This window comes from Paraburkholderia elongata, from assembly GCF_013177735.1.
GTDB lineage: Bacteria > Pseudomonadota > Gammaproteobacteria > Burkholderiales > Burkholderiaceae > Paraburkholderia > Paraburkholderia elongata.
Genome location: NZ_WOEZ01000159.1, coordinates 20,671 through 43,176, shown reverse-complemented (window position 1 = coordinate 43,176; position 22,506 = coordinate 20,671). Strand labels below are relative to the sequence as shown.

General features: G+C 62.7%; 18 protein-coding genes. 13 read left to right on the top strand and 5 right to left on the bottom strand.

Going from position 1 to position 22,506, the window contains the following annotated elements:
* Nucleotides 1–85 precede the first annotated feature (85 nt).
* The 4 genes from GNZ13_RS28375 (at nucleotide 86) to GNZ13_RS28360 (ending at nucleotide 1,974) form a co-directional block, all read left to right on the top strand.
* A complete protein-coding gene (locus tag GNZ13_RS28375) occupies nucleotides 86–340 on the top strand; it encodes a hypothetical protein (protein ID WP_172170753.1) in 255 nt (84 codons plus the stop codon).
* Between the two features lie 24 nt (nucleotides 341–364).
* The gene (locus GNZ13_RS28370; RefSeq protein ID WP_172170751.1) at nucleotides 365–595 is read left to right on the top strand and encodes a DUF2795 domain-containing protein; all 231 of its coding nucleotides are present in this window, start codon (nucleotides 365–367) and stop codon (nucleotides 593–595) included.
* On the top strand, nucleotides 592–1,464 hold the full coding sequence (locus GNZ13_RS28365; protein WP_172170749.1) for an AraC family transcriptional regulator: 873 nt from the start codon (nucleotides 592–594) through the stop codon (nucleotides 1,462–1,464). The genes GNZ13_RS28370 and GNZ13_RS28365 overlap by 4 nt, the downstream gene beginning before the upstream one ends.
* A 120-nt stretch (nucleotides 1,465–1,584) precedes the next feature.
* Entirely contained in the window at nucleotides 1,585–1,974 is a 390-nt protein-coding gene (locus GNZ13_RS28360; protein ID WP_172170747.1) for a cupin domain-containing protein, read from the top strand.
* A gap of 64 nt (nucleotides 1,975–2,038) precedes the next feature.
* Here GNZ13_RS28360 and GNZ13_RS28355 read toward each other — a convergent pair whose 3' ends face one another.
* A complete protein-coding gene (locus GNZ13_RS28355) occupies nucleotides 2,039–3,088 on the bottom strand; it encodes a LysR family transcriptional regulator (RefSeq protein WP_172170745.1) in 1,050 nt (349 codons plus the stop codon).
* A gap of 255 nt (nucleotides 3,089–3,343) precedes the next feature.
* Between GNZ13_RS28355 and GNZ13_RS28350 the strand changes: the two genes are divergently transcribed.
* On the top strand, nucleotides 3,344–3,556 hold the full coding sequence (locus GNZ13_RS28350) for a hypothetical protein (RefSeq protein ID WP_172170743.1): 213 nt from the start codon (nucleotides 3,344–3,346) through the stop codon (nucleotides 3,554–3,556).
* Nucleotides 3,557–3,600: 44 nt separating this feature from the next.
* Here GNZ13_RS28350 and GNZ13_RS28345 read toward each other — a convergent pair whose 3' ends face one another.
* On the bottom strand, nucleotides 3,601–4,218 hold the full coding sequence (locus tag GNZ13_RS28345) for a TetR/AcrR family transcriptional regulator (protein WP_172170741.1): 618 nt from the start codon (nucleotides 4,216–4,218) through the stop codon (nucleotides 3,601–3,603).
* Between the two features lie 228 nt (nucleotides 4,219–4,446).
* Between GNZ13_RS28345 and GNZ13_RS28340 the strand changes: the two genes are divergently transcribed.
* From GNZ13_RS28340 to GNZ13_RS28330, 3 genes are read left to right on the top strand one after another with little or no spacing between them, the layout of a single operon-like run.
* Nucleotides 4,447–5,670 carry an efflux RND transporter periplasmic adaptor subunit gene (locus GNZ13_RS28340; RefSeq protein WP_172170739.1) on the top strand — a complete coding sequence of 408 codons (1,224 nt, stop codon included), beginning with the start codon at nucleotides 4,447–4,449 and terminating at the stop codon, nucleotides 5,668–5,670.
* The gene (locus tag GNZ13_RS28335) at nucleotides 5,667–8,789 is read left to right on the top strand and encodes an efflux RND transporter permease subunit (RefSeq protein WP_172170737.1); all 3,123 of its coding nucleotides are present in this window, start codon (nucleotides 5,667–5,669) and stop codon (nucleotides 8,787–8,789) included. The genes GNZ13_RS28340 and GNZ13_RS28335 overlap by 4 nt, the downstream gene beginning before the upstream one ends.
* A 4-nt stretch (nucleotides 8,790–8,793) precedes the next feature.
* Nucleotides 8,794–10,350, top strand: coding sequence for an efflux transporter outer membrane subunit (locus tag GNZ13_RS28330; RefSeq protein WP_172170735.1), 1,557 nt, complete (start codon nucleotides 8,794–8,796; stop codon nucleotides 10,348–10,350).
* 1,259 nt (nucleotides 10,351–11,609) lie between these two features.
* On the opposite strand, the gene GNZ13_RS28325 is transcribed toward GNZ13_RS28330, so the two are convergent.
* Nucleotides 11,610–12,488: a lipid A biosynthesis lauroyl acyltransferase gene (locus tag GNZ13_RS28325; RefSeq protein ID WP_172170733.1), complete on the bottom strand. Its 879-nt coding sequence runs from the start codon at nucleotides 12,486–12,488 to the stop codon at nucleotides 11,610–11,612.
* A 369-nt stretch (nucleotides 12,489–12,857) separates the two neighbouring features.
* Nucleotides 12,858–15,359 carry a penicillin-binding protein 1A gene (locus GNZ13_RS28320; protein WP_172170731.1) on the bottom strand — a complete coding sequence of 834 codons (2,502 nt, stop codon included), beginning with the start codon at nucleotides 15,357–15,359 and terminating at the stop codon, nucleotides 12,858–12,860.
* A gap of 450 nt (nucleotides 15,360–15,809) precedes the next feature.
* Between GNZ13_RS28320 and GNZ13_RS28315 the strand changes: the two genes are divergently transcribed.
* From GNZ13_RS28315 to GNZ13_RS28305, 3 genes are all read left to right on the top strand, one after another.
* The gene (locus tag GNZ13_RS28315) at nucleotides 15,810–16,424 is read left to right on the top strand and encodes a hypothetical protein (RefSeq protein WP_172170729.1); all 615 of its coding nucleotides are present in this window, start codon (nucleotides 15,810–15,812) and stop codon (nucleotides 16,422–16,424) included.
* 450 nt (nucleotides 16,425–16,874) lie between these two features.
* Nucleotides 16,875–17,555 carry a PspA/IM30 family protein gene (locus GNZ13_RS28310; protein WP_172170727.1) on the top strand — a complete coding sequence of 227 codons (681 nt, stop codon included), beginning with the start codon at nucleotides 16,875–16,877 and terminating at the stop codon, nucleotides 17,553–17,555.
* Between the two features lie 115 nt (nucleotides 17,556–17,670).
* Nucleotides 17,671–18,855: a tetratricopeptide repeat protein gene (locus GNZ13_RS28305; RefSeq protein WP_172170725.1), complete on the top strand. Its 1,185-nt coding sequence runs from the start codon at nucleotides 17,671–17,673 to the stop codon at nucleotides 18,853–18,855.
* Nucleotides 18,856–18,976: 121 nt separating this feature from the next.
* Here the strand turns inward: GNZ13_RS28305 and GNZ13_RS28300 are convergent, their stop codons facing one another.
* Nucleotides 18,977–19,666, bottom strand: a complete 690-nt coding sequence (locus tag GNZ13_RS28300) for a TetR family transcriptional regulator (protein ID WP_172170723.1) — start codon at nucleotides 19,664–19,666, stop codon at nucleotides 18,977–18,979.
* A 144-nt stretch (nucleotides 19,667–19,810) separates the two neighbouring features.
* On the opposite strand from GNZ13_RS28300, the gene GNZ13_RS28295 reads away from it, so the two are divergent.
* Complete coding sequence (locus tag GNZ13_RS28295; RefSeq protein WP_172170721.1) at nucleotides 19,811–21,301, top strand: flavin-containing monooxygenase; 1,491 nt, start codon at nucleotides 19,811–19,813, stop codon at nucleotides 21,299–21,301.
* A gap of 170 nt (nucleotides 21,302–21,471) precedes the next feature.
* Entirely contained in the window at nucleotides 21,472–22,461 is a 990-nt protein-coding gene (locus GNZ13_RS28290; protein WP_172170719.1) for an alpha/beta fold hydrolase, read from the top strand.
* Nucleotides 22,462–22,506: the final 45 nt, after the last annotated feature.

Here is a 22,506-nt window from a genome sequence, read left to right as displayed (position 1 = left end):
TGTAGGTTGCGCCCTCCTTTCGACGCGGGGACGGCACAGCGTTTGCTCAACCCGTTAGCGCCGCATGAGCTTAGGAGGTCGGGCGATGAAAACCTCGACACTGTTGACCATGGTGACGCTGTCAGCCTCGTGTTTTGCCGCGCCGGTTCATACCGCGTCGGACGGCACTCCCGCCAATAGCCTTGCCGAACGCGCCAACGCCGCACCGGTCGCCCCCGCGGCGCCGGACGTCGCGGTCACGGACGACAACCGTCCGCAACAATGGCAACACATCGCGCTACCCAAGTCGCGGCATCTGGAGCGAAGCTTCACGGGCCAGAACGAGCACTTGCAGACCTGAAAACAGCCCCCTGGGAGCACTTGCATGACCGCATCGGCTATTCCCGACGAATCGATTGATCTGCAGATCGCGGACATTCTTCGGGAAGTCAGTTTCCCGACGTATAAAGACGCGCTAGTCGATGCCGCGCGCGAAGCCGGCGCGAGCAACGAAGTGTTGTCGATGCTCGACGGCTTGCCGGAGCAGGATTACGCCGACGTGACGTCGGTCACGCGCCTGATCGGCGGCAATTACGGGCCGGGTCTGGGGGCATGAGCGGAAAGCAGGTCTTCGCACTCGGCTCGCTTTCGTCCAATCAGAAGCCGGCTGCCGACTGGATCTACCGCTCGCCGCATTCGGGCGGCACGAGCGGCGTCGAGCGAATCGAAGCATTCTTTCATCATGCCGGCTATGCCATGCACCGGCACGATACCTATGCGATAGGCCGCACGCTGGCAGGCGTGCAGAGCTTTCGCTACCGTGGCAGCACATGTAACAGCCTGCCGGGCGGCACGATGGTGCTGCATCCCGATGAACCGCATGACGGCCAGGCCGGCACCCGCGACGGCTTTCACTACCGGATGATCTATGTCGACCCGGCGCTGTTCCAGCAGGCGCTCGGCGGCAAACCTCTGCCGTTCGTCGAAGGCGGCTTGTCGAACGACCCGCGCCTGTTTGCTGCGACCGAGAGCCTCTTGCGCGCCATGGATTGCGCAATCGATTCGCTCGAACAGGACGATGCGCTCTACGATCTGGCTATCGCACTCGACAGCGTCGCAGGTGCGGCGGCAACGCGCCGTCCGGTGGATTACCTCGCGGCGGAGCGGGCGCGCGAGTATATGCTTGGCTCGCTCGATAGCGCAGTGACGCTCGATGAACTGGCGGCAGCCGCTGGCCGCGACCGCTGGAGCCTGTCGCGGGATTTTCGTGCGCTGTTCGGCACGAGTCCGCACCGTTATCTGACCATGCGTCGCCTCGATCTCGTACGCCGCCTCGCGGTTCAGGGCGTGTCGCTCGCCGACGCATCGGCGGCGGCCGGCTTTACCGACCAGAGCCATATGACGCGGCACTTCAAGCGCGCGTGGGGCGTTGCGCCGGCGCATTGGCTCCAGATGCTGGGGCCTTCGGTGCGCGGCAAGCGTTAAGCGACAACTCGACGGATCCCCCCGCCTGGCAGCCGCGCGCACAAACGTACAAGACCCGATAGCGCCTTCCGTCCTACGCTCGTGCCTGACTGACACCTACCACTCAGGAGGAGCACCCCGATGTCCGATCATCAAACGATTCAACGGCCTCACCGCGCGATCAACTTCGCTGAAAAGCTGCAGCTCATCAACGACCAATGGCAACCGCGCGTCGTCGCGGAAATGAACGACTACCAGTTCAAGCTGGTGCGTATCGAAGGCGACTTTGTCTGGCACGAGCACGCCGATACGGACGAAACGTTTATCGTGCTCGACGGGCAGTTGCGCATCGACATGCGCGATGGATCCGTGCTGCTCTCGGCGGGCGAAATGTTCGTGGTGCCCAAAGGCACGGAGCACAAACCGTATGCCGAACGCGAGGTTAAGCTGCTGCTGATCGAACCGCGCGGCGTGAAGAACACCGGCGAAGAAAGCAACGAACGCACGGCGGCGAACGACGTGTGGATCTAGGCCGGGCGGCGGCTCGCTTCGGGTTTCGAAGGCGTGCTTCAGGCGCCTGTGTACCGCACGCTCGTCAAATCGGCGACGACGCCACGATTCCCGAGCGCGAAGCCCGGTGCTTTGGCCGGGACGTGTCGCCCGGCAAGGCAGACGCCGGCAAGTCATCGGCATACGCCGGCGAGACGGCAACGGCACGCCGCGGCATCGTGGCGCGTGGATCGCGCATGTGCTCGTCAGTCTGCTGGAAATGCGCGACAAGGTGGTCGATAAAGGTGCGCACTTTCGCAGGCAAATGAAGGCGGCTTGGATAAGCAATCGTGATTTCGATCTGCGGCAGGCGGTAATCGCCGAGCAACGGCACAAGGCGCCCGGCCGCCAGATCCCGGCCGATCAGATAGCTCGGCAAAATCGCCACGCCCATACCCAGCAGGGCGAACTGCCTCAGCATCTCGGTGTTGTTCGCCGCAATCGCGTTGGTGGGCCTGACCCGCACTTCGCCGTGCGGTCCGGTGAATACCTTCTCGTCGCCGCCCTGCTCAGCAGGCCGGCTCAAACACGGATGCGTCAACAAATCTTCAGGGCGGGTCGGTGTGCCGTGCTGCTCAAGATAAGCAGGCGTCGCGCAAACCGTCATATAACCGGTGGTCAGACGCCGCGTGACGATGCTCGCGCTGCGCATCTGCCGCGCCACCATGATCCCGACATCGAAACCCTCTTCCACCAGATCGACATGGCGATCCGCCAGCGTGACGTCAGGCATCACATCCGGATAGCGCGCGGCGTACGTCTGCACCACCGGAGCCAGGCTATGCAGCCCAAACACCACTGGCGCGACGATGCGTAAGGTCCCGACCGGTTCGTGATTGCGCGCCACCACCATCTGCTCGACGCCTTCCAGGTCGTCGAGAATGTGGCGCACACGTTCCAGATAGGTCGTGCCGGATTCGGTCAAAGAAAGACGGCGCGTCGTGCGATTGAGCAGCCGCGTGCCGAGACGCGCTTCGAGATCCGCGACGTGACGCGTGACGACGGCAGTGGAAAGATCCAGCACGCCAGCCGCGCGAACGAAACTGCCAAGGTCGGCCACCTTGACGAATACGCGCATCGACTGCAATTGATTCATGGGACGACTCCTGCCTCGGTAAAGCCGGGCCGGCGCAACGCTGCAGCCTGTGTCGACCCGCACGACAAGGCGCGCGCGGATTTGCCCAACGATTCGATTGTATCGATCCGATCCTGTCCCAACCCTGACTCGAACATGACAATCCGGTCAGGTTTCTGAGGCGCTCGCGACACTATTGCGAGGCTTATTGCGAATATTAGATAGGTATTAACCCTTATATGCTGGTAACATAGCGCCCGAAAGGAACACATCGCTATGCCACATCGTTTTCAGCTTTTCGAAAAAATCGCGTTTTCACTGGTTTGCTGGTCCGCCGCGGCCTGTTCGGCCTTCATCGCTTACGAGCGGTGCCCGGACATCAAGGTCGTCCTGCACGCCGGTGAAGAAGTCCTGCGCTACAGCGGGCAGTATTCGTTCGTCTGCGCCACGCCGGTCGCGGACGCCTGCGCGCAGTTGCCGGCGAGCTGATTCGTCGGCATTCGTCATATTATCTGATCGGGTATCCAGCCCGATTACGCGTCGCGCCCGAACACCACGCGCGCAAAAAATCCCGCCAGCACCGTTTCAGCCATCTCCGCCGACACATTCTGCGGGTCGACCGTGTAGAAGAACTGCACGCCGTCGCACAAGCCCATCAAACCCATCGCCAGCGTTTCCGCCGGCAGCGGCAGCGGCGTGCCGACCCGCGTCGAAAACTCGCGAATGTACGCGCTCAACTGTTCGAGCTTCTCGTGCATGAACGCGTTAAAGCGTATCCGGAAGCGGCCGTCACGCACGGCGAGCAGCTTCGCCTCCACCCACAGCAGGAAGCACTTGTTCTCACGATGCAGACTGCTGTAGTAGCGCAGCACGCGCTCTTCCATCTCCTCTCGCGAGGGCGCGTTTTCGAAGATGGCCTGCAACCCCGCCTGCATGGTCTCGTGGTCGCGCCGCAGCAGTTCGAGAAACAACTCGTTCTTGCTGCGGAAGTTCGAATAGAACGCGCCGCGTGTATAACCCGCCGCCCCGGCGATGTCTTCGACACTCGCCGCGACAAAGCCTTTCTTCATAAAAATCGCTTGCCCAGCGTCGAGCAGACGCTGGCGCGTCTGGTCTTTGCTCTGCTCGCGTGTAAGTCGTTGCCGTTTCATGGGCGCAAGTCTAGCACTGAAAAGAATTTCAATTCACTCCGACATTCAAATACATGTGTGTATTAGAATGCACTCATCCATTTGAAGTCAGATGCGTATGCCAAATGCATGTTTCGCATGTTTCGGCCCACGCGTCCTCGCTGGCGGGCCGCTGCGGCTTGCCGTGTTCGTTCGCTGTCTCCAGTTGGGGTAATTGTGAAGCGTCCCGGTCCTCCCGCATCGTCTGCGATGCGCCAGCAGTCCCATCGGGATGCCCGTGCCGCGCGCCTGCGCCGCGCAGCATTCGCCCTCGCTCTCGCCGGTATCGTCACCCTAGCCGCGTGCTCGAAGAAAGAAGCGGCTGCGCCCGCGCCGCGTCCGGTAGTCGCCGTCGCCGTGCATACGGACGGCAGCGCGATGGCGGCGGCATCGTTGCCTGGCGAAGTGCAGGCGCGCTATTCCACGCCGCTATCGTTTCGCGTCGGCGGCAAAATCATCGAACGGCGCGTACGTTTGGGCGACGTGGTGAAGAATGGGCAGGTAGTCGCCCGGCTCGATCCGGCGGATGCACAGAAGAACGCCGCCAGCGCCCAGGCTCAACTGGAAGCCGCGCAACACAGTCTCGTGTATGCGAAGCAGCAACTCGATCGCGACCAGGCACAGGCGAAAGAAAACCTGATCGCGCCCGCGCAGCTCGAACAGACCACCAACGCCTACGCATCAGCCGCCGCGCAGCGCGACCAGGCCGCGCAACAGGCGGCGTTGTCGAAAGACCAGTTGCAGTACACCACGCTCATGGCCGATCACGCCGGCGTGATCACCGCCGAACAGGCCGACACAGGCCAGAATGTGTCCGCGGGCCAAGCCGTCTACAACCTCGCATGGAGCGGCGATATCGACGTGGTCTGCGACGTGCCGGAAAGCGCGCTAGCCGCGCTCTCGATCGGGCAGACCGCGAAGGTCACGCTGGCCGCGCTGCCGGGCCGCAGCTTTACCGCGCGCGTGCGCGAACTGTCGCCCGCCGCCGATCCGCAAAGCCGCACGTACCGCGCCAAGCTCACGCTCGACAATGCCGGCCCGGACGTGCGCCTCGGCATGACCGCCGATGTCGCGCTCTCCGCAGCTTCGCCGTCGGACTCATCGGTCAACTCAGTTGCCAACTCATCGGCCAAATCGGCTGCAACCGAGAGCGGCTCCTTCACCGTGCCTGCCTCCGCCCTGTTCCACGACGGCACGCAGCCGGCTGTGTGGGTCGTGCGTCCTGCGGATAGCGCGCCGGGCGTCGGTACGCCGGGCGTCGATACGCTTGAACTGCGCCGCGTGACGGTCACGCGCTATAACGAGCGCACGATCGTGATCGGCCAGGGGCTCAAGGACGGTGAACGCGTCGTACTGCAAGGCGTGCATACCGTGACCGCCGGCGAAAAAGTCCACGTGATTCCGCCGCTGCATCCCGAGGACTTCGCTTCATGAGCACCACGCCTGAAGAAGGACGCTTCAATCTGTCCGCATGGGCGCTGCGCCATCAGGCGCTGGTCGTCTTCCTGATCGCGCTCGCTACCGCGTTCGGCGTTCTCGCCTATACCCGTCTCGCCCAATCGGAAGACCCGCCCTTCACGTTCCGCGTCATGGTGATCCGCACCTTCTGGCCCGGCGCGACCGCGCGCCAGGTACAGGAACAGGTCACCGACCGCATTGGCCGGAAATTGCAGGAAACGCCCGCCATCGATTTCGTGCGCAGTTACTCGCGCCCCGGCGAATCGCTGATGTTCTTCTCGATGAAAGACTCGGCGCCGGTCAAGGACGTGCCCGAAACCTGGTATCAGGTGCGCAAGAAAGTCGGCGATATCGCGGCAACCTTGCCGCCAGGCATTCAAGGCCCGTTCTTCAACGACGAATTCGGCGACGTCTACACCAACATCTGGACGCTCGAGGGCGACGGCTTTTCCGCCGCGCAACTGCACGATTACGCGGACCAGTTGCGCACGGTGCTGCTGCGTGTGCCCGGCGTCGGCAAGGTCGATTATTTCGGCGATCCGGATCAGCACATCTACATCGAGATCGCCAACACGCAACTCACGCGCCTCGGCATCTCCCCACAGCAACTCGGCCAGGCGATCAATTCGCAGAACAGCATCTCGCCGGCGGGCACGCTAACCACCACCGACGACCGCGTGTTCGTGCGCCCCACCGGTCAGTTCAAGGACGTCAATGCGCTCGCCGACACGCTGATCCGCATCAACAACCGCTCGTTCCGTCTCGGCGACATCGCGACCATCAAGCGCGGTTACGACGATCCGGTCGCCACGCAAATGCGCTCGGGCGGCAACGCGGTGCTCGGCATCGGCGTCACGATGCAGCCGGGCGGCGACGTGATCCGTCTGGGCAAAGCGCTCGATCAGGAGATGGTCATGCTGCGGGCCCACTTGCCCGCCGGCTTGCACCTGGCCGAAGTGTCGAGCATGCCGAACGCAGTCGCACGTTCTGTCGACGATTTTCTCGAAGCTGTCGCCGAGGCGATTGCGATCGTGCTGGTGGTCAGCCTGCTGTCCTTGGGCGTGCGCACCGGCATGGTGGTCGTGATCTCGATACCTGTCGTGCTCGCCGTCACGGCGCTGTGCATGTATCTATTCGACATCGGCCTGCACAAGGTGTCGTTGGGCACGCTGGTGCTAGCTTTGGGGCTATTGGTGGACGACGCGATCATCGCGGTCGAAATGATGTCGGTGAAGCTCGAGCAAGGCTGGAGCCGCACGCGCGCCGCGGCCTTTGCGTACACCAGTACCGCCTTTCCGATGCTGACCGGCACGCTCGTGACCGTGTCCGGCTTCCTGCCGATTGCTTTGGCGAAGTCGAGCACTGGCGAATACACGCGCTCGATCTTCGAAGTGTCGGCGATCGCGCTGATCGCGTCGTGGCTCGCGGCCGTGGTGCTGATTCCGCTGCTCGGCTATCACATGCTGCCGGAGCGTAAACGTCAGGCACACGAAGCGGACGATCACGAACACGACATCTACGACACGCGCTTCTATGCGCGACTGCGTGGCTGGATCAGTTCGTGCATCGAGCGCCGTTTCGTCGTGCTGGCAATCACCGTCGTGCTGTTCATTCTGGCCATGGCAGGGTTCACGCTGGTGCCGCAGCAATTCTTCCCGAGTTCGGACCGTCCTGAGTTGCTGGTGGATGTGCGCTTGCCCGAAGGCGCTTCGTTCGAAGCGACGTTGCGGCAAGCAGAGCGGTTGGAGAAAGCGCTGGTGGGCCGTCCGGAAATCGATCATACGGTGGACTTCGTCGGCACCGGTGCGCCGCGTTTCTATCTGCCGCTCGATCAGCAGTTGCCACAGCCGAATTTCGCGCAGTTCGTCATCACGGCGAAGTCGGTGAAGGATCGCGAGAAGCTCGCGCAGTGGCTCGAACCGGAATTGCGCAACAACTTTCCGGCGATCCGAACACGCCTGTCGCGTCTCGAGAATGGGCCACCGGTCGGCTATCCGGTGCAGTTCCGCGTGAGCGGCGACGATATCGCCACCGTGCGCTCGATCGCCGAGCGCGTCGCCGCGACCATGCGCGCCGACCGCGGCACCAGCAACGTCCATTTCGACTGGGACGAGCCCGCCGAGCGCTCGGTGCGCTTCGAAGTCGACCAGACGAAAGCACGCGAACTCGGCGTGACCTCGGAAGACATTTCGAGTTTTCTCGCGATGACGCTCTCCGGTTACACCGTCACGCAGTACCGCGAGCGCGACAAGCTGATCAGCGTCGATCTGCGCGCGCCCAAAGCGGAACGCGTCGACCCGGCGAAGCTCGTCACGCTGGCGATGCCGACGCCGAACGGCCCGGTGCCGCTCGGCACGCTCTGTCATCTGCGCAACGACCTCGAATACGGTGTGATCTGGGAACGCGACCGGCAACCGACGATCACCGTGCAGTCCGACGTAGCCCCGGGCGCTCAAGGGATCGACGTTACGCATGCCGTCGACAAGGCACTGAGCCAGATTCGCGGCACGCTGCCGGTCGGCTACCGGATCGAAATCGGCGGATCGGTCGAGGAAAGCGGCAAGGGGCAAACGTCGATCAATGCGCAGATGCCGATCATGATCATCGCAGTGCTGGTGCTCCTGATGGTCCAGTTGCAGAGTTTCGCGCGCGTGCTGATGGTGGTGATGACCGCGCCGCTCGGCCTGATCGGCGTGGTCATCACGCTGCTGCTGTTCGGTAAGCCGTTCGGCTTCGTCGCGATGCTCGGCGTGATCGCCATGTTCGGCATCATCATGCGCAACTCAGTGATTCTGGTCGATCAGATCGAGCAGGACATTGCTGCGGGACATAAGCGCTTCGACGCGATTGTCGGCGCGACGGTGCGGCGCTTCCGGCCGATCACGCTAACCGCGGCAGCCGCCGTGCTCGCGCTGATTCCGCTGTTGCGCTCGAACTTCTTCGGCCCGATGGCAACCGCGTTGATGGGCGGCATTACGAGCGCGACCATCCTCACGCTGTTCTATCTGCCGGCTCTTTACGCCACGTCGTTCAGAGTGCGCGGCGACGAGCGCGAGCCGCCGGCGCCGTCTGGCACGACGCATACGGGGAACTGAGATCATGACTACCTTTCCATTCCCTCGACACCTGCGCCTCACGCTTCTCAGCGGCGCCGCGCTGGCGCTGGCCGCCTGCTCGTTCGGCCCGAACGGCGAGCCGCCCGCCATGCCGCAACCGGCTCACTACGGCGCCGAAGCGCAGCCGACGCAAACCGTGCCCGCACAAGGCATCACCCAACAATTTGTGGTTGGCGCGAAGCCCGTGCCCGAATGGTGGAAGCTGTATCAATCGGAAGCGCTGAACGCACTGGTCGACGAAGGCTTGCGCAACAGCCCGACGCTTGCCGCGACCGACAAGAGCCTGGCCGCCGCGCGCGAGCAACTGCGCGCGCAGATCGGCAGTTCGCTGCTGCCGACCATCGACGCGGGTGGCCAGGCCACCCGCAATCGTGCGCTGGCAATCCCCGAGGCCGGTCCGAACACATTCCTGTACAACGTCTTCGTCGGTCAATTGCAGGCGCACTATACGTTCGATCTGTTCGGCGCCGCGCGTCTCGCCGATGCTGCGCTCGCTGCTCGCGTGAACGTGCAGGCCTATCAATTCGATGCTGCGCGCCGCGCGCTGGCCGCCAACATCGTGACGGCGGCGATCACGAGTGCGGCGTTGCATGCGCAGATCGACACGACCGAGCGGCTCGTGACGATTGCCAACGATCAGGCGCGTGACACGCAACGGCGCTATGCCTTGGGCGCGGTCTCGCACGCCGATCAGTTGAGTGCGCAACAAAGTGCGGCGAGTCTGTCCGCGAGTTTGCCGGGTTTGAAGCAGCAATGGCTAACTACACGCCATGCCCTAGCGGTGCTGCTTGGCCGCACGCCCGACGCGGCCCCGGACGACCTCGATCTTGCGCAACTGCATGTGCCTGAGCAGGTGCCGGTCGTGGTGCCATCCGAGCTGCTGCGCACCCGGCCCGACATTCAGGCTGCGGACGCCGCCCTGAAGGCCGCGGCGGCCGATGTCGGCGTCGCGACGGCGCAGATGTTCCCGAGTCTCTCGCTGAGTGCATCGATGGGACAAGGCGGCTTTAGCTGGCCGGTGGCGCTATCCGGCGCGGGGGCGATCTGGAGTATTGGCGCGTCATTGTCACAACCGCTGTTTCACGGTGGCGCCCTGTTCGCGCAGCGCCGCGCGGCGGTCGACACCTATGACGCTACGGTTTCGCAATACAAGCAGACCGTGCTGGCCGCATTCCAGAACGTCGCCGATACGCTCGCAGCGCTGCAGCACGACGCACAAGCGCTCGACGCGGCGAACATTGCCGCGCGCTCGGCGCAGGGAATTTTCGACGAGACGTCGGGACGCTACCGGCTGGGCGCGTTACCGATTGCGTCGACGCGGTCGAGCGAACAGCAGTTTCGCAACGCGCAACTTGATGAGATCCGCTATACGAGCGCGCGGCTGACCGACACCGCGGCCTTGTTCCAGGCGATGGGGAATCCGCCGTTGGAGTCGCAGCCATCTGTGGCGGCGGCGGTGCCGGCGGTTCCTGCGACAGTGCCGCAGACGGCAGCGGCGGTACCGGCGGTTAATGCGGCGAACGTGGGCGCTTCCAACTAAACCTGGGATTCCGTACTGACGGCAGCGGACTTATCCCCAGTTTATGTTGATGAGGCTGTTGAAAACTATCTGACAAGCGGGCTAACGCATTGAACGCGCGGGGTTTTCTGGCTGCGGTGCGGAATGAACCACGGGGTGCTGAATGTGCCTTTTGTTTCCGGCGGAAGCCATTGGGAGGCCTCAACATAACTCAACGTTATCCCCAGTTTATGTTGACAGGGTTGTTGATAACTATGGGGCTACGCGCTTAAGTGCTTGATGCAGATCGGTTTGTTGCACGCGGTGCGGGTGGATGCAGGGGTGATCGACTGCGCTGCGCGCGGCTGTGGGTGTATCGCGGCGGAGCGGTTTATCCACAGATTTTGTTGAAAGGCCTGTTGATAACGCCTGGACATCCGGGGTAAGTGCTTGAGAATGCGGAGGGTTTGACGCGTGGCGCTTGTTCGTCTGCATGCCTGCGGCGTTGGCCTTTCCTTGATCTGGTTGCCTGCGCGGCGCTTGTTCGTCTGTATGCCTGCGGCGTTGGCCTTTCCTTGTTTTCTTATTGGTTTATTAGCGTCGCCCCTGTGCGGGGCAGGCACTTACTTTCTTTGCCGCCGCAAAGAAAGATAAGCAAAGAAAGCGGCTCGCCCCCCTGCTAAGCGGGTCCCCCGCGCAGTAGCGGTGGTGGAACATCTGGAATCCGTGCCCTCGCACACTCCGCGTTAGTGGCAAAGGGCTCATCAGCTCCCACTCCGCACTGCGTGCGTCGCGGATGGGTCTGCCAGGGAAACCCGCGGCTTCGTTTTGGGGCGGTGGGGGCCATCGGCTTCGCCTCGGCGACGACCTGTCAGATCAAGTCCAGGCTAATACAAATGAAATGTCGGTGTGTCGCGGTGACAGTTGCAGTTGCGAGCCACGGTACCGATCAAAAGCGCGTACGAAAACGTAGTGGTCGGTTTTATGAAATGCGCTTCGGCGCGCGCAGCGCCGCCGGAAGTATGACGGCTTTGTCACTCACGCCGAAGGTGCGAGGACACAGATTCCAGATGCTCCACTACCCCCTCCAAGCCAGGGGACCCGCTTAAGAATTAGCGGTGTGAAGCCGCTTTCTTTGCTTACTTTCTTTGCGGCGGCAAAGAAAGTAAGTGCCTGCCCCGCACAGGGGCGACGCTAATAAACCAATAAGAAATCAAGGAAAGGCCAAAACCGTCGACAAACAGACGAACAAGCGCCGCGCAGGCAAAAACCTCAATCAGGCGCTACGCGCAAAAAACACATCAATAAACCCCAGCCTCCCCCACAGGCCGATTCTTAAACCTCTTATGCACCCAATAATATTGATCAGGAATCCGACGCACTTGCGTCTCAAGAAACTCGGTAATCCGCCGCGCATCAACAGCAACATCATCCGAAGGAAAATCGCTTAACGCATCAAAAATAGTCAGCTTATAACCACGATAATCCGGCAAAACCTCAGTCACAAACGGCACCACCCGCGCATTCCCAGCCTTCGCCATCCGCGAAACAGAAGTCAGCGTGCAAGCCGGCACGCCAAAAAACGGCACAAACACCGAATCCCGCAGCCCAAAATCCATATCGGCTGCCAGCATGACCGGCTTACCCTCACGCAGCACGCGCAACGCGCGCCGCACACTATCGCTACGCGGAATCATCTCCGTACCGAAGCGCCCGCGCTGCCGCTTAGCCATAGCATCGAGCAAAAGGTTCGACATCGGCGTATACAGCGACGCAACCGGGTGCCGCGTCGAATACATCATGCAGCCCGCCTCGATACCGACAAAATGGAAACCGACAAAAATCGTCGGCTTGCCTTGCATGTCGGTGAGGTCGATCGCGCTCTCCACTTCGACAAGGCGTGCCAACGCCTGCGCATTGCCGAACCATTGCGGGCCACGCTCGACATAACTGCGGATCACATGACAGAAATGCGCGCGCGCGAGGCGTTCACGCGCCTCGTCGCTCATGTCGGGGAAACACAGTTTCAGATTGGTATGCACGACGCGCCGACGCGCGCTCGGAATCCGGTACAGCAACGCACCGATGCCCGTACCGATACGCGCGACAACGCCATATGGCAGGAAAGCAAACGCACGCAGCAGACCTGTCATCAGACAGATGAGAATTCGACTTTTCAAGAGGCAACGGCCCGGTGGATGCTGGGTGACAAACACGCCGGCCGCAGCAACCTGACAGTTGCCCACGGGCGAAGTGGCATGCGCGCGCGTCAAACGGGTCTCGCGCTGCGCGGCTTTCGAAGATGGACGCCTCGCTCGCGGCGAGACACAGCGGTGCTGGAGGCCGAAACCTCTTAGGAATCAAGCGTCCGTATTGGACCCAATATAAAAGCACCGCAGGCGTGATTAAAACACACTGCGCAGAACAGGCACAAAATCTGCTGGCGGGGCCCGCCCGAATAGCGCCACGAAACCCGCGCCGGGCGGCGACTTCCCTGCCCTTCAATAACTTGCGTGGGCGGCCCAGGCAGACCGCGCACGCTCACTTCATCAAGGCTTGTTCGACTCGAACAGATCCATGATCTGCTTCTTTTCATTCGACGAGACGCTCGGTGGCGGCACCACCGGTGGCGTCATACCCGCCGGCCCCACGCCGCCAACCGCGTCGCTCACACCAGCGGTCGGATTCGCCGAATCGAGACCGATGCTGGCCACGAAACCATTGCCCGGCGTCATGTCCGTGTAGAACAGTTCGCCGTCGACCGCGGTCACGCCGTCCGGCTGCTCCGGCTCGCCTTGCGGCACGCCGCGCAGCGCACGCTGCATGTACTCGACCCAGATCGGCAGCGCGAGCTGTGCACCGAACTCGCGGCTGCCGAGGCTCTTCGGCTGGTCGTAACCCATCCACGCCACCGCCACCAGCGATTGCTGATAACCGGCGAACCAGCCGTCCTTCGCGTCGTTGGTCGTACCCGTCTTGCCCTGCAGGTCCGAACGATGCAGCACGTTGGTGCCCGCGCCCGTGCCGGCCGTGGCCACCGAATGCAGCAGGCTGTTCATGATGTACGCGTTACGCGGCTCGAGCGTGCGCGGCGCATCGCGGCCGGCGGTCAGCGGCTGCGCTTTCGAGAGCGGCTCGCCGCGTGCATCCGTCACCTCGTTGATCAGATACGGATTGATGCGGTAGCCGCCGTTCGCGAACACCGAGTATGCGCCCGCCGATTGCAGCGGCGTGACGAGGCCGGCGCCGAGCGCCAACGGCAGATACGGCGGGGTCTTGTCAGCGTCGAAACCAAAACGCTGCGTGACAAAATCTTGTGCGTACTTGGTGCCGATGAACGACAGGATGCGGATCGACACCAGGTTCTTCGACTTCTGCAACGCGAGGCGCATCGGCATCGGACCGTCCGGCTGGTCGTCGTCCTTCGGCTCCCATGCGTCGCCGCCCGGCGTGCTCGGCGGGAAGTACAGCGGCGCGTCATTGATGATCGTGGCCGGTCCGAGCCCTTTGTCGAGCGCCGCCGAATAGATGAACGGCTTGAAGCTCGAACCCGGCTGACGCCACGCCTGCGTGACGTGGTTGAACTTGTTCTTGTTGAAGTCGAAGCCGCCCACCAGCGCGCGAATCGCGCCGTCCTGCGGTGTAAGCGAAACCAGTGCGCCTTCCACTTGCGGAAGCTGGGTGATCTGCCAGTTGCCGTTGTCGTCGGCGACGAGGCGCACGATCGAGCCCGGCTTGATCTTCGTGGCGGCCGCCGCGCGCGCACTCAGCGCGCCGGCTGCAAAGCGCAGGCCGTCGCCGCTGATCGTCACTTCGGTGCCGTCAACCAGTTGCGCCTTCACCTGTTTCGGATTCGCGTCCGTCACCACGGCGGCGATGATTTCGCCATTGTCGGGGTGATCGGTGAGTGCGTCGTCGATAGTCTGATCGCGGTCGTCGCCCGGGGCGGGCAGTTGCACGAAGCCTTCCGGTCCGCGATAGCCGTGGCGCCGTTCGTAGTCCATCACGCCCTTGCGCACCGCGCGATAGGCGGCGTCCTGGTCGGCGGAATCGATCGTGGTGGTGACGTTCAGGCCGCGCGTATAGGTTTCGTCCTTGTACTGCGCGTACATCATCTGGCGAACCATTTCGGCGATGTACTCAGCATGCACGCTGTATTCGTTGCCCGGATTTTTGGTGTGAATCTCTTCCTTGACAGCCTGGTCGTACTGGTCCTGGCTGATGTATTTCAGCTCGAGCATGCGCTTCAGAATGTATTCCTGACGGATCTTCGCGCGCTTCGGATTGACGACCGGGTTATACGCGGACGGCGCCTTCGGCAAGCCCGCCAGCATCGCGGCTTCAGCCAGCGTGATGTCTTTCAGATCCTTGCCGAAATACACGCGTGCGGCCGCGGCAAAACCGTACGAGCGCTCACCCAGATAAATCTGGTTCATGTAGACCTCGAGGATCTGATCCTTGGTCAGCGCGCGCTCGATCTTGTACGCCAGCATCATTTCGTAAATCTTGCGCGTGTAGGTCTTCTCGCTCGAGAGGAAGAAGTTGCGCGCGACCTGCATCGTGATCGTGCTCGCCCCTTGGGAGGCGCCGCCGTGCGTGATGTCGGAAATGCCCGCACGCAGAATGCCGACGAAGTCGACGCCGCCGTGCTCGTAGAAGCGATAGTCTTCGATCGCGAGCACCGCCTTCTTCATCTGATCCGGAATGTCCTGGAAGCGCACGATGCTGCGCCGCTCTTCACCGAACTCGCCGATCAGCACGTGATCCGCGGTATACACCCGCAACGGCACTTTCGGACGATAGTCGGTCAGCGCGTCGAGCGACGGCAGTTGCGGCCCCATCACCACGAGCGCGTAACCGACGATCAGCGCACCCACTACGGCGATAGTGGCCAGCACACTGACAAACCAGATGGTGATGCTCGCGCCGATCGAACGGCGGCCGGCCTCGGCGTCGCGCGAAGCAGCGTTGCGTCCTGGAGTGCGGTGGTAGGAGTCCCGGTCGTCACCAGCCGGAGAATTTGAAGAATGCGGTCGTTTGATGATTGGCATGACTGGAATAGTGGGCGCGCAACTGAACGCATCAGGCGCAAAACGCCGCGCGGCCCTACGCCCCCCGGACGGCCGCACGGCACGCCTCGGGCATCGTCCGGCGCAACGTAACAGCGCATTTTAAAGAAATCAAGCGTCGTCCAAGATAGTTTTTTTGTAAGAATTCCCTTCGCGCGGCGTCACAACGGTAGATAGCGGCAGTCAGACCAGCACCCGACGCCGCCCGCCAGCGGGTTATCAACAGAAAATGTTGAAAGGCCTGTGGACAAGCCCGCCGGAAACGCTACAACTCATTGATGTCGCGGGATTTTCATGTCGCGCCCGTTCCGCATCGGTGCAACTCGTCATATGATGGACTCGGCGCGCGAGTCGTCACCGACGCGCGCGCCGGCGTACGCAAAATACACGCCTTGACCCGCCAATGCCAACAAACAAGTGTGCGAGCCGACCATGAACAAGCCCAGCGAACGCATCGTCGTATTTGTCACGACCGCGCAGAAACGCGCGATCGCCGCCACCGCCGAAAACTTGGGTATTAGCGTCAGCGAACTGATGCGGCGCGCGGTGTTGAGCTTCGGCGCGACCAGCGAGCAGGTGAAAGCGGCTAGCATCGTCGACCGGCTGCATGCGCCGCGCGCGCCGGATGCGCTCGACGCGGCGCTGCAGCGTGTCGCGCGCGGCACGCGCCACGCGCGGGCAGCGCTCCCGCCGGCCTTGCAAACCCACGGTGACAAAGAATCCCCTGCGCCGGCGGAAAGCGCAGCCACAGCGCATGCCGATGAATTGTTGGGCACGCCTGCGGGTGCAAGCCCAGAGCCGTTGCTGCCGGCCGGTGTACTGGCCGCCCTCACCGCCACCGCCGAGGAAATAGAAGCCGCGGCGGCAGCCGAAGCCGTGGCGCGCGTCGCGGCTGCCAAAGCGGCGTCCATTGCGGACTCGGCGCAGAAACCGGACGACGTAGAAGCGCCGTTGCGCAACGTGCTCAAGCGCCCACGCCTCGGCGCCGCACGGGACGAAGACGATCCGCAAAGCGATCCGAGCACGGAAGGCGGCCGCTTCGCCTGAATCGAAAGTTGCGCGGCCAAACGGCCCGGCCCACCGCGCATCGATGCATGGCGGCTAAAGCGCAAGCACGCCGCACACACGCCACGCCTGTTCACATCCGCGACACCCGCCGCGCGGACACTCGCCGTGCGGATGCCCGCCGCGCGGATACCCGCCGTGCGCAAAGTTGGCGATTGTGTCATCGCGCCCTTTAAGGCGGTTTTAAGAGAATGCGTGGTGTAATATCCGCGAGCGGCTGAATGGTCAGCCGCGCGTTTTAACCGCTGAGGCTGTTTGCAATTCAGTTTCAAAAACGTAAATTTACGGCGCCGCTATTGCAATTGACGAGTGCGCCCCGAACTCCGGTCCGAACGTTGCGCAGGTTCTTGCGCGGCGGCGTAAAGTAGCATTTGAAAGCAGTTAAAGCGCGTGGGAATTATTCAGCGCCGATTTCATTCTTTGGAGGTTTTCATGTCGCTTTTTGACAGCATTTCGCGCACGCTTAAAGGTCTCCTGAACGACGCAGCCGATTCCGTGCAAGACCCGTCGCGCGATTCGCGCCAGATCGTGCGCGAACTCGACGAGAGCATCGCTAAAGCCGAGAACTCGCTGATCGAGATTCAGGCGCAAGTCGCCACGCAGCAAAGCAAGCGCGATGTTGCCGCCGACAAGGCGAAGAAGTACGAAGACGGCGCGAAGCGCGCGCTGCAATCCGGCGACGAAGCGCTCGCGCGCGAAGCCCTCGGCGCACAAGCCACGGCCGAAGCCGAGCGCGATGCGCTGGCTAAGGAACTGACCACGCTGGAGCCTTCGGTTGCGCAGTTGAAGAGCCAGATCGACGACATGCGTGGCCGTCGTAACGACCTGAACGCTCGCTCGAACATTCTGCAAGCCAAGCAGCAGATCGCTCAGGCCAAAGATGTTGCAGCCACAGCGTTGGGCGGTATCGGCGGCAAGAATCTGTCCGAAGATTTCCAGAAGCTGGAAGACAAGGTTGCGTTGTCGAATGCCCGTTCCGACGCGCGCCTGAATTCGGCCGACGTGTCGAGCGGCAAGGCGCTCGACGACAAGCTCGCGGATCTGAACCGCGGCCCGTCCGTCGAAGACCGTCTCGAAGCGTTGAAGAAGCAGATCAACACGCCGGCCCAGTAATTGCGTCAGCAGTAAATACCGGCTGCCATGACGAGCGCAGCCGGTATGCCGGCCACCGGAACACCGGCCGCCGGAATCGACTGATGGAGACGGGTGCATCGCACCCGGTCCGTAAATGAAAAAATTTCTCGCAAGCGCATTCGCCTCACTGCTGTTCGTGTCGGCCGCGGCATTCGCTGTGCCGACGGTCCAGCAGATCGAATCCGCCATGTCGCAAGGCAACTGGCAGCAGGCCGATGCCGGTTTGAGCGAAGTGCTGCAAGCGCATCCGAACAATGCCCGCGCGCACTACCTGTACAGCCAGGTGCTCGATCGCGAAGGCCGTTATGCCGACGCCCTCGCCCAGGTGCAGCAGGCCAAGACGCTCGATCCGCAAATCCGCTTCACCGACCCGACCCGTTTCGCGCAAACCGAAGCGCGTATCCGCAAGGACGCGGAACGTGCCGGTGGCAACACCACGAGCCGCGCGGCCAACCCGTTCGTGCAGCAGAATTCGCCGGCCGTGCAGCAGCAGTCGGCGATGGTGTCGCAAGCGCCGCAACGGCATGGTCCTGGCATCGGCATGTGGGTCGGCATCATTCTCCTGATCGGCGTGATCGCGCTGGTATTGCGCTGGACATTGCGCCGCGCCCGCTCGCAAGACGATTCGCGCGCCGACGACGATCGTCGCGTGCAGCTCAAGCGCGCGACCGAGATGCTCAACGCCGTGCGCTCGTTGAAGCTCGACGTGAAGCTCTCCACCGCGCAAGGTCATGAAGCACTGGAGAAGGAAGTCGAATCGACTGAAGACCAGTTGCGCGGCCTCGTCGAAACGCTGTCGAATGGCAAGAATCCGGTGCCGCCATATCAGCTCGACGAACTGGAACAACGCATCGGCAGCCTGCGTGCCCGCGCCGAAGGGCGGCCCGATCCGTATGCCGCGCCGGCCGCCGGCACGCAGCAGTCGCCGTACGCGCAGGAAGCCGAGCGTTTCGGCAACCCGCCGCAGCCGTATCCGCAGCAAGGACCGTATCAACAGCAACCGCAGGTCATCGTGCAACAAGGTGGTGGCGGTTTCGGCGGCGGCATGGGTGGTCTGCTGACCGGCGTGCTGCTCGGCGAGGCGCTGAATTCCGGGCGTGATCGCGTTGTGGAGCGCGACGTGATTGTCGATGACGAAACGCGTCGCCGAGGCGGCGGTGACAGCGGCAATGGCGGCGGCCTCGACTTCGGCCAGGGCTCGAACGACTGGAGCGACAACAACGGCGGTGGCGTCGACATGGGCAGTAACGACGATTCCGGCGGCTGGAGCGATACCTGAGAAACACAGCGCTGCTTGAGATGCAGTCAATCAAACGCTGATCAATCAAGCTGCAATGAAAACAGGCTCCTGCACGGAGCCTGTTTTTTTATGTCGATTCCCTTGATTCCCTGCATTCCCTTTACGTCCTCCCTGACGCGAGCGCCTTAACCGGCTCATGTTGCGCCAGCAGCACCGAGCCCGCGAACAATCGGACGATGAAACGCTCCGAATACGCGACCAGCGCTTCCTGACGCGCGGCATCCCCGTTGATGTACTCCGCCGACAGATGAAACAGCTGCAGCACGATCTGCGTGCAGACTTCGTCGACGGTGGCGCGAGCGAGCGTCGGCATCAGCTCCAACTGCACGACGTCGTCCGCCATTTCCGCCGACACCTCGTGGAGGTTCGCCCGCACCGCTTCACGCAGCGCCCGCGAGGTGCCGTGATACTCGGCCAGCGCGCTCAGAAATGCCTCGCGATTCTCCAGCGCAAACGCAAAGAACGCCACACACGCGCGACGCGGCACGCTTTGCGGCTCGTCGTGCGCGGCCAGCCAGCGCTCGCGCCGCAGCATCGGCCGCAAGCGGCGGCTCACCGATTCGACCGCCTCGCGCGCCAGGTCGTCGAGCGTGTCGAAATGACGGTAGAACGTATTGGGATTCAACCCTGCCTCGCGCGCCAGTTCGCGCAGGCCCAGGCTTGCAAAGTTGCGCCCGCCCGCGGTCAGACGCAACGCGGCCTCGATCAGTTTGCGCTTGCCGGGCGCAAGGTCCTGCCCGGCAACAGCGCCATGGTCGGCGGTGGGCGCCGCTTCAGGTACAGGGTTCATGAGCTTTCAGTCAGAGCGCGGCTCGTGCGTTTAATAGTCGTACTCTAAACGATCTTGACGCGAAGTGTACAGTTGTCTACCCTGCGCGTTATGCGGTGTAGACATATGTAGACACCCGAATTTTGCCTACCCCGGAGACCCGCCGTGACGCCTGCCTCAACTGCCCAACCCGCCGCGCCACGCATCGCCATTGTCGGCAGCGGGTTTGCGGGCATCGGCATGGCGATCCGCCTTCTGCAGATGGGCATCACGTCATTCACCGTGTACGAGGCCGCCGGCGATATTGGCGGCACGTGGCGCGACAACACCTATCCCGGCGCGGCCTGCGATGTGCCGTCGCATCTGTATTCGTTTTCGTTCGAACCGAATCCGGCGTGGTCACGTGCGTTCGGCGGCCAGGCGGAGATCTTCGCTTACCTCAAGCATTGCGCGCGCAAATACGGCGTCGACCGCTATGTGCGTTGCAATGCGAGCGTGGCCTCGGCTCGTTTCGACGAAGCGCGGCAAACGTGGCAAGTCGAGATCGACTCGAACGGCACGCGCGAAAGCATGGAGGCCGATGTGGTGATCGCGGCGAGCGGTCCGCTATCGCGGCCGGCTATGCCGCAGATCGCGGGGCTCGAACGTTTTGAAGGCAAGCTGTTTCATTCGGCGCGCTGGGACCACAAGTATCCGCTCGAAGGCAAGCGCGTCGCGGTGATCGGCACTGGCGCCAGCGCGATCCAGTTCGTGCCGCAGATCCAGCCGCGCGTCGCGCAACTCGAACTGTTCCAGCGCACTGCCCCATGGATCATGCCGAAGCCAAACAAGCCGATCGGTCCACGCGCGCATTGGCTGTTCCGGCATCTGCCGTTCACGCAGCACTTCGTGCGCAGCGCGATCTACTGGCAGCTCGAATCGCGCGCGATTGCGTTCGTCGTCAATCCGAAGCTGATGAAATTGCCGATGAAGTTCGGTCTGAGCTACCTGGAACGGCGCGTCAAGGACCCCGCGCTACGCGCCAAGGTGACGCCGAACTACCGGCTCGGTTGCAAGCGCGTGCTGTTGTCGAGCGATTACTATCCGGCACTTGGCCAACCGAACGTCGACGTGGTGACGACCGGCATCCGCGAAATCGTCTCCGACGGCATTGTCACTGACGACGGCGCGCATCACCAGGCCGACGCGATCATCTGCGGCACGGGCTTTCAGGTCAACGACGTGGGCGCGCCATTCGATGTGACCGGCCTCGACGGCGCCGATCTCGGCGCAATGTGGCTGCGCGATGGGCCGGAAGCCTACCTCGGCACCAGCGTCGCCAACTTCCCGAACTTCTTCATGATCGTCGGTCCGAACACCGGGCTCGGGCACAACTCGATGATCTACATGATCGAGTCGCAAGTGCGGTACATCGCCGATTGCCTGCGCATATTGCGCCGACGCAAGGCTCGCACGATGACCCTGCGCCCGGACGTCCAGCGCGATTTCAATGAGCGTCTGCAAAAGCAGATGCAGCACTCCGTGTGGGTCAGCGGCTGCCATAGCTGGTATCAGACGAAGAGCGGCAAGGTTACAGCGCTGTGGCCGGGCTTCACGTTTAGCTTTCGCAAACGCACGCGGCGTGTGCGGCCGCACGATTATCGCTTCGCGCCTTAAGGCCGCGTGCAGCGGCTGAGGGGCTGCTCGCGAGGCGGAGGCGGAGGCAGATGCTGTCGCTGCCACTAAGGCAGACGCTGCCGCTAAGGCTAAGGCTAGGGCTAAGGCTGCCGCTGAGGCTCAGGCTCAGGCAGACGCGATCTAACTCGAACTAAAGGGAGACAACAACCATGGCAAGCATCGAATCCGCAACGCCCGCATCAACAGCGCCACTGGCGCCCCGCTCGCTCGCCGCGCGCCTCGGCATCACCAGCGTGCCGCGCGCCGAACTGCAGCGGCGCTATACACAAAGCGGTTCGAAGTTCGTCAAAGTCATGGGCGCCGACGTGCACTATGTCGATGAAGGCAGCGGCGACACGATCGTAATGATTCACGGTTTCGCATCTTCGTTGCATACGTGGAATCGCGTCGCAGACGAACTCAAGCGCGAGCATCGCGTGATCCGCCTCGATCTGCCGCCGTTCGGCGTGACCGGACCACTGCGCTCGAGCGCCGGCGAAATCGAAACGATGAACCTGCCAACCTACCGGCGTTTCATCGACACGTTCATGCAGGCACTCGGCATCACGCGCGCGACGCTGATCGGCAACTCGCTCGGCGGCCTGATTTCGTGGGACTACGCGGTGCGCCATCGCGAGGCCGTCGAACGGCTCGTATTGATCGACTCGGCCGGTTTTCCGATGAAGCTGCCGATTTACATCGGCCTCTTCAATAGCGCGCTGGTGCGGGTCAGTTCGCCGTGGTGGCTGCCCGAAGTCATTATCAAGAGCGCGGTACGCAACGTGTATGGCGATCCGCGCAAGCTCGATGCGGCGACGCTGCGGAGTTACATCGAATTCTTCCATGGCGAAGGCACCCGCACGGCGATCGGCAAGATGGTGCCGACGCTCGACTTCAAGGACGTCGATACCGACGTGCTGAAGACGCTGAAGGTGCCGTCGCTGGTCCTGTGGGGAGCAAAGGATCGCTGGATCCCACCTGCGCACGCGGCCGAATTTGCGAGCCGCATTCCAGGCGCGAAATCGGTGATGTACCCGGGACTCGGTCACATTCCGATGGAAGAAGCGCCCGAGCGCGTAATGACCGATCTGCGCGCGTTTCTCGACACGAGCGCCGCGGCTGCTCCGGTAACGGCAGGCGCAGTGCGCGTCTCCAGCTGATTTATGCAGACCCATCGGGCGATGCCGTGTGGCACCACAAGCCAA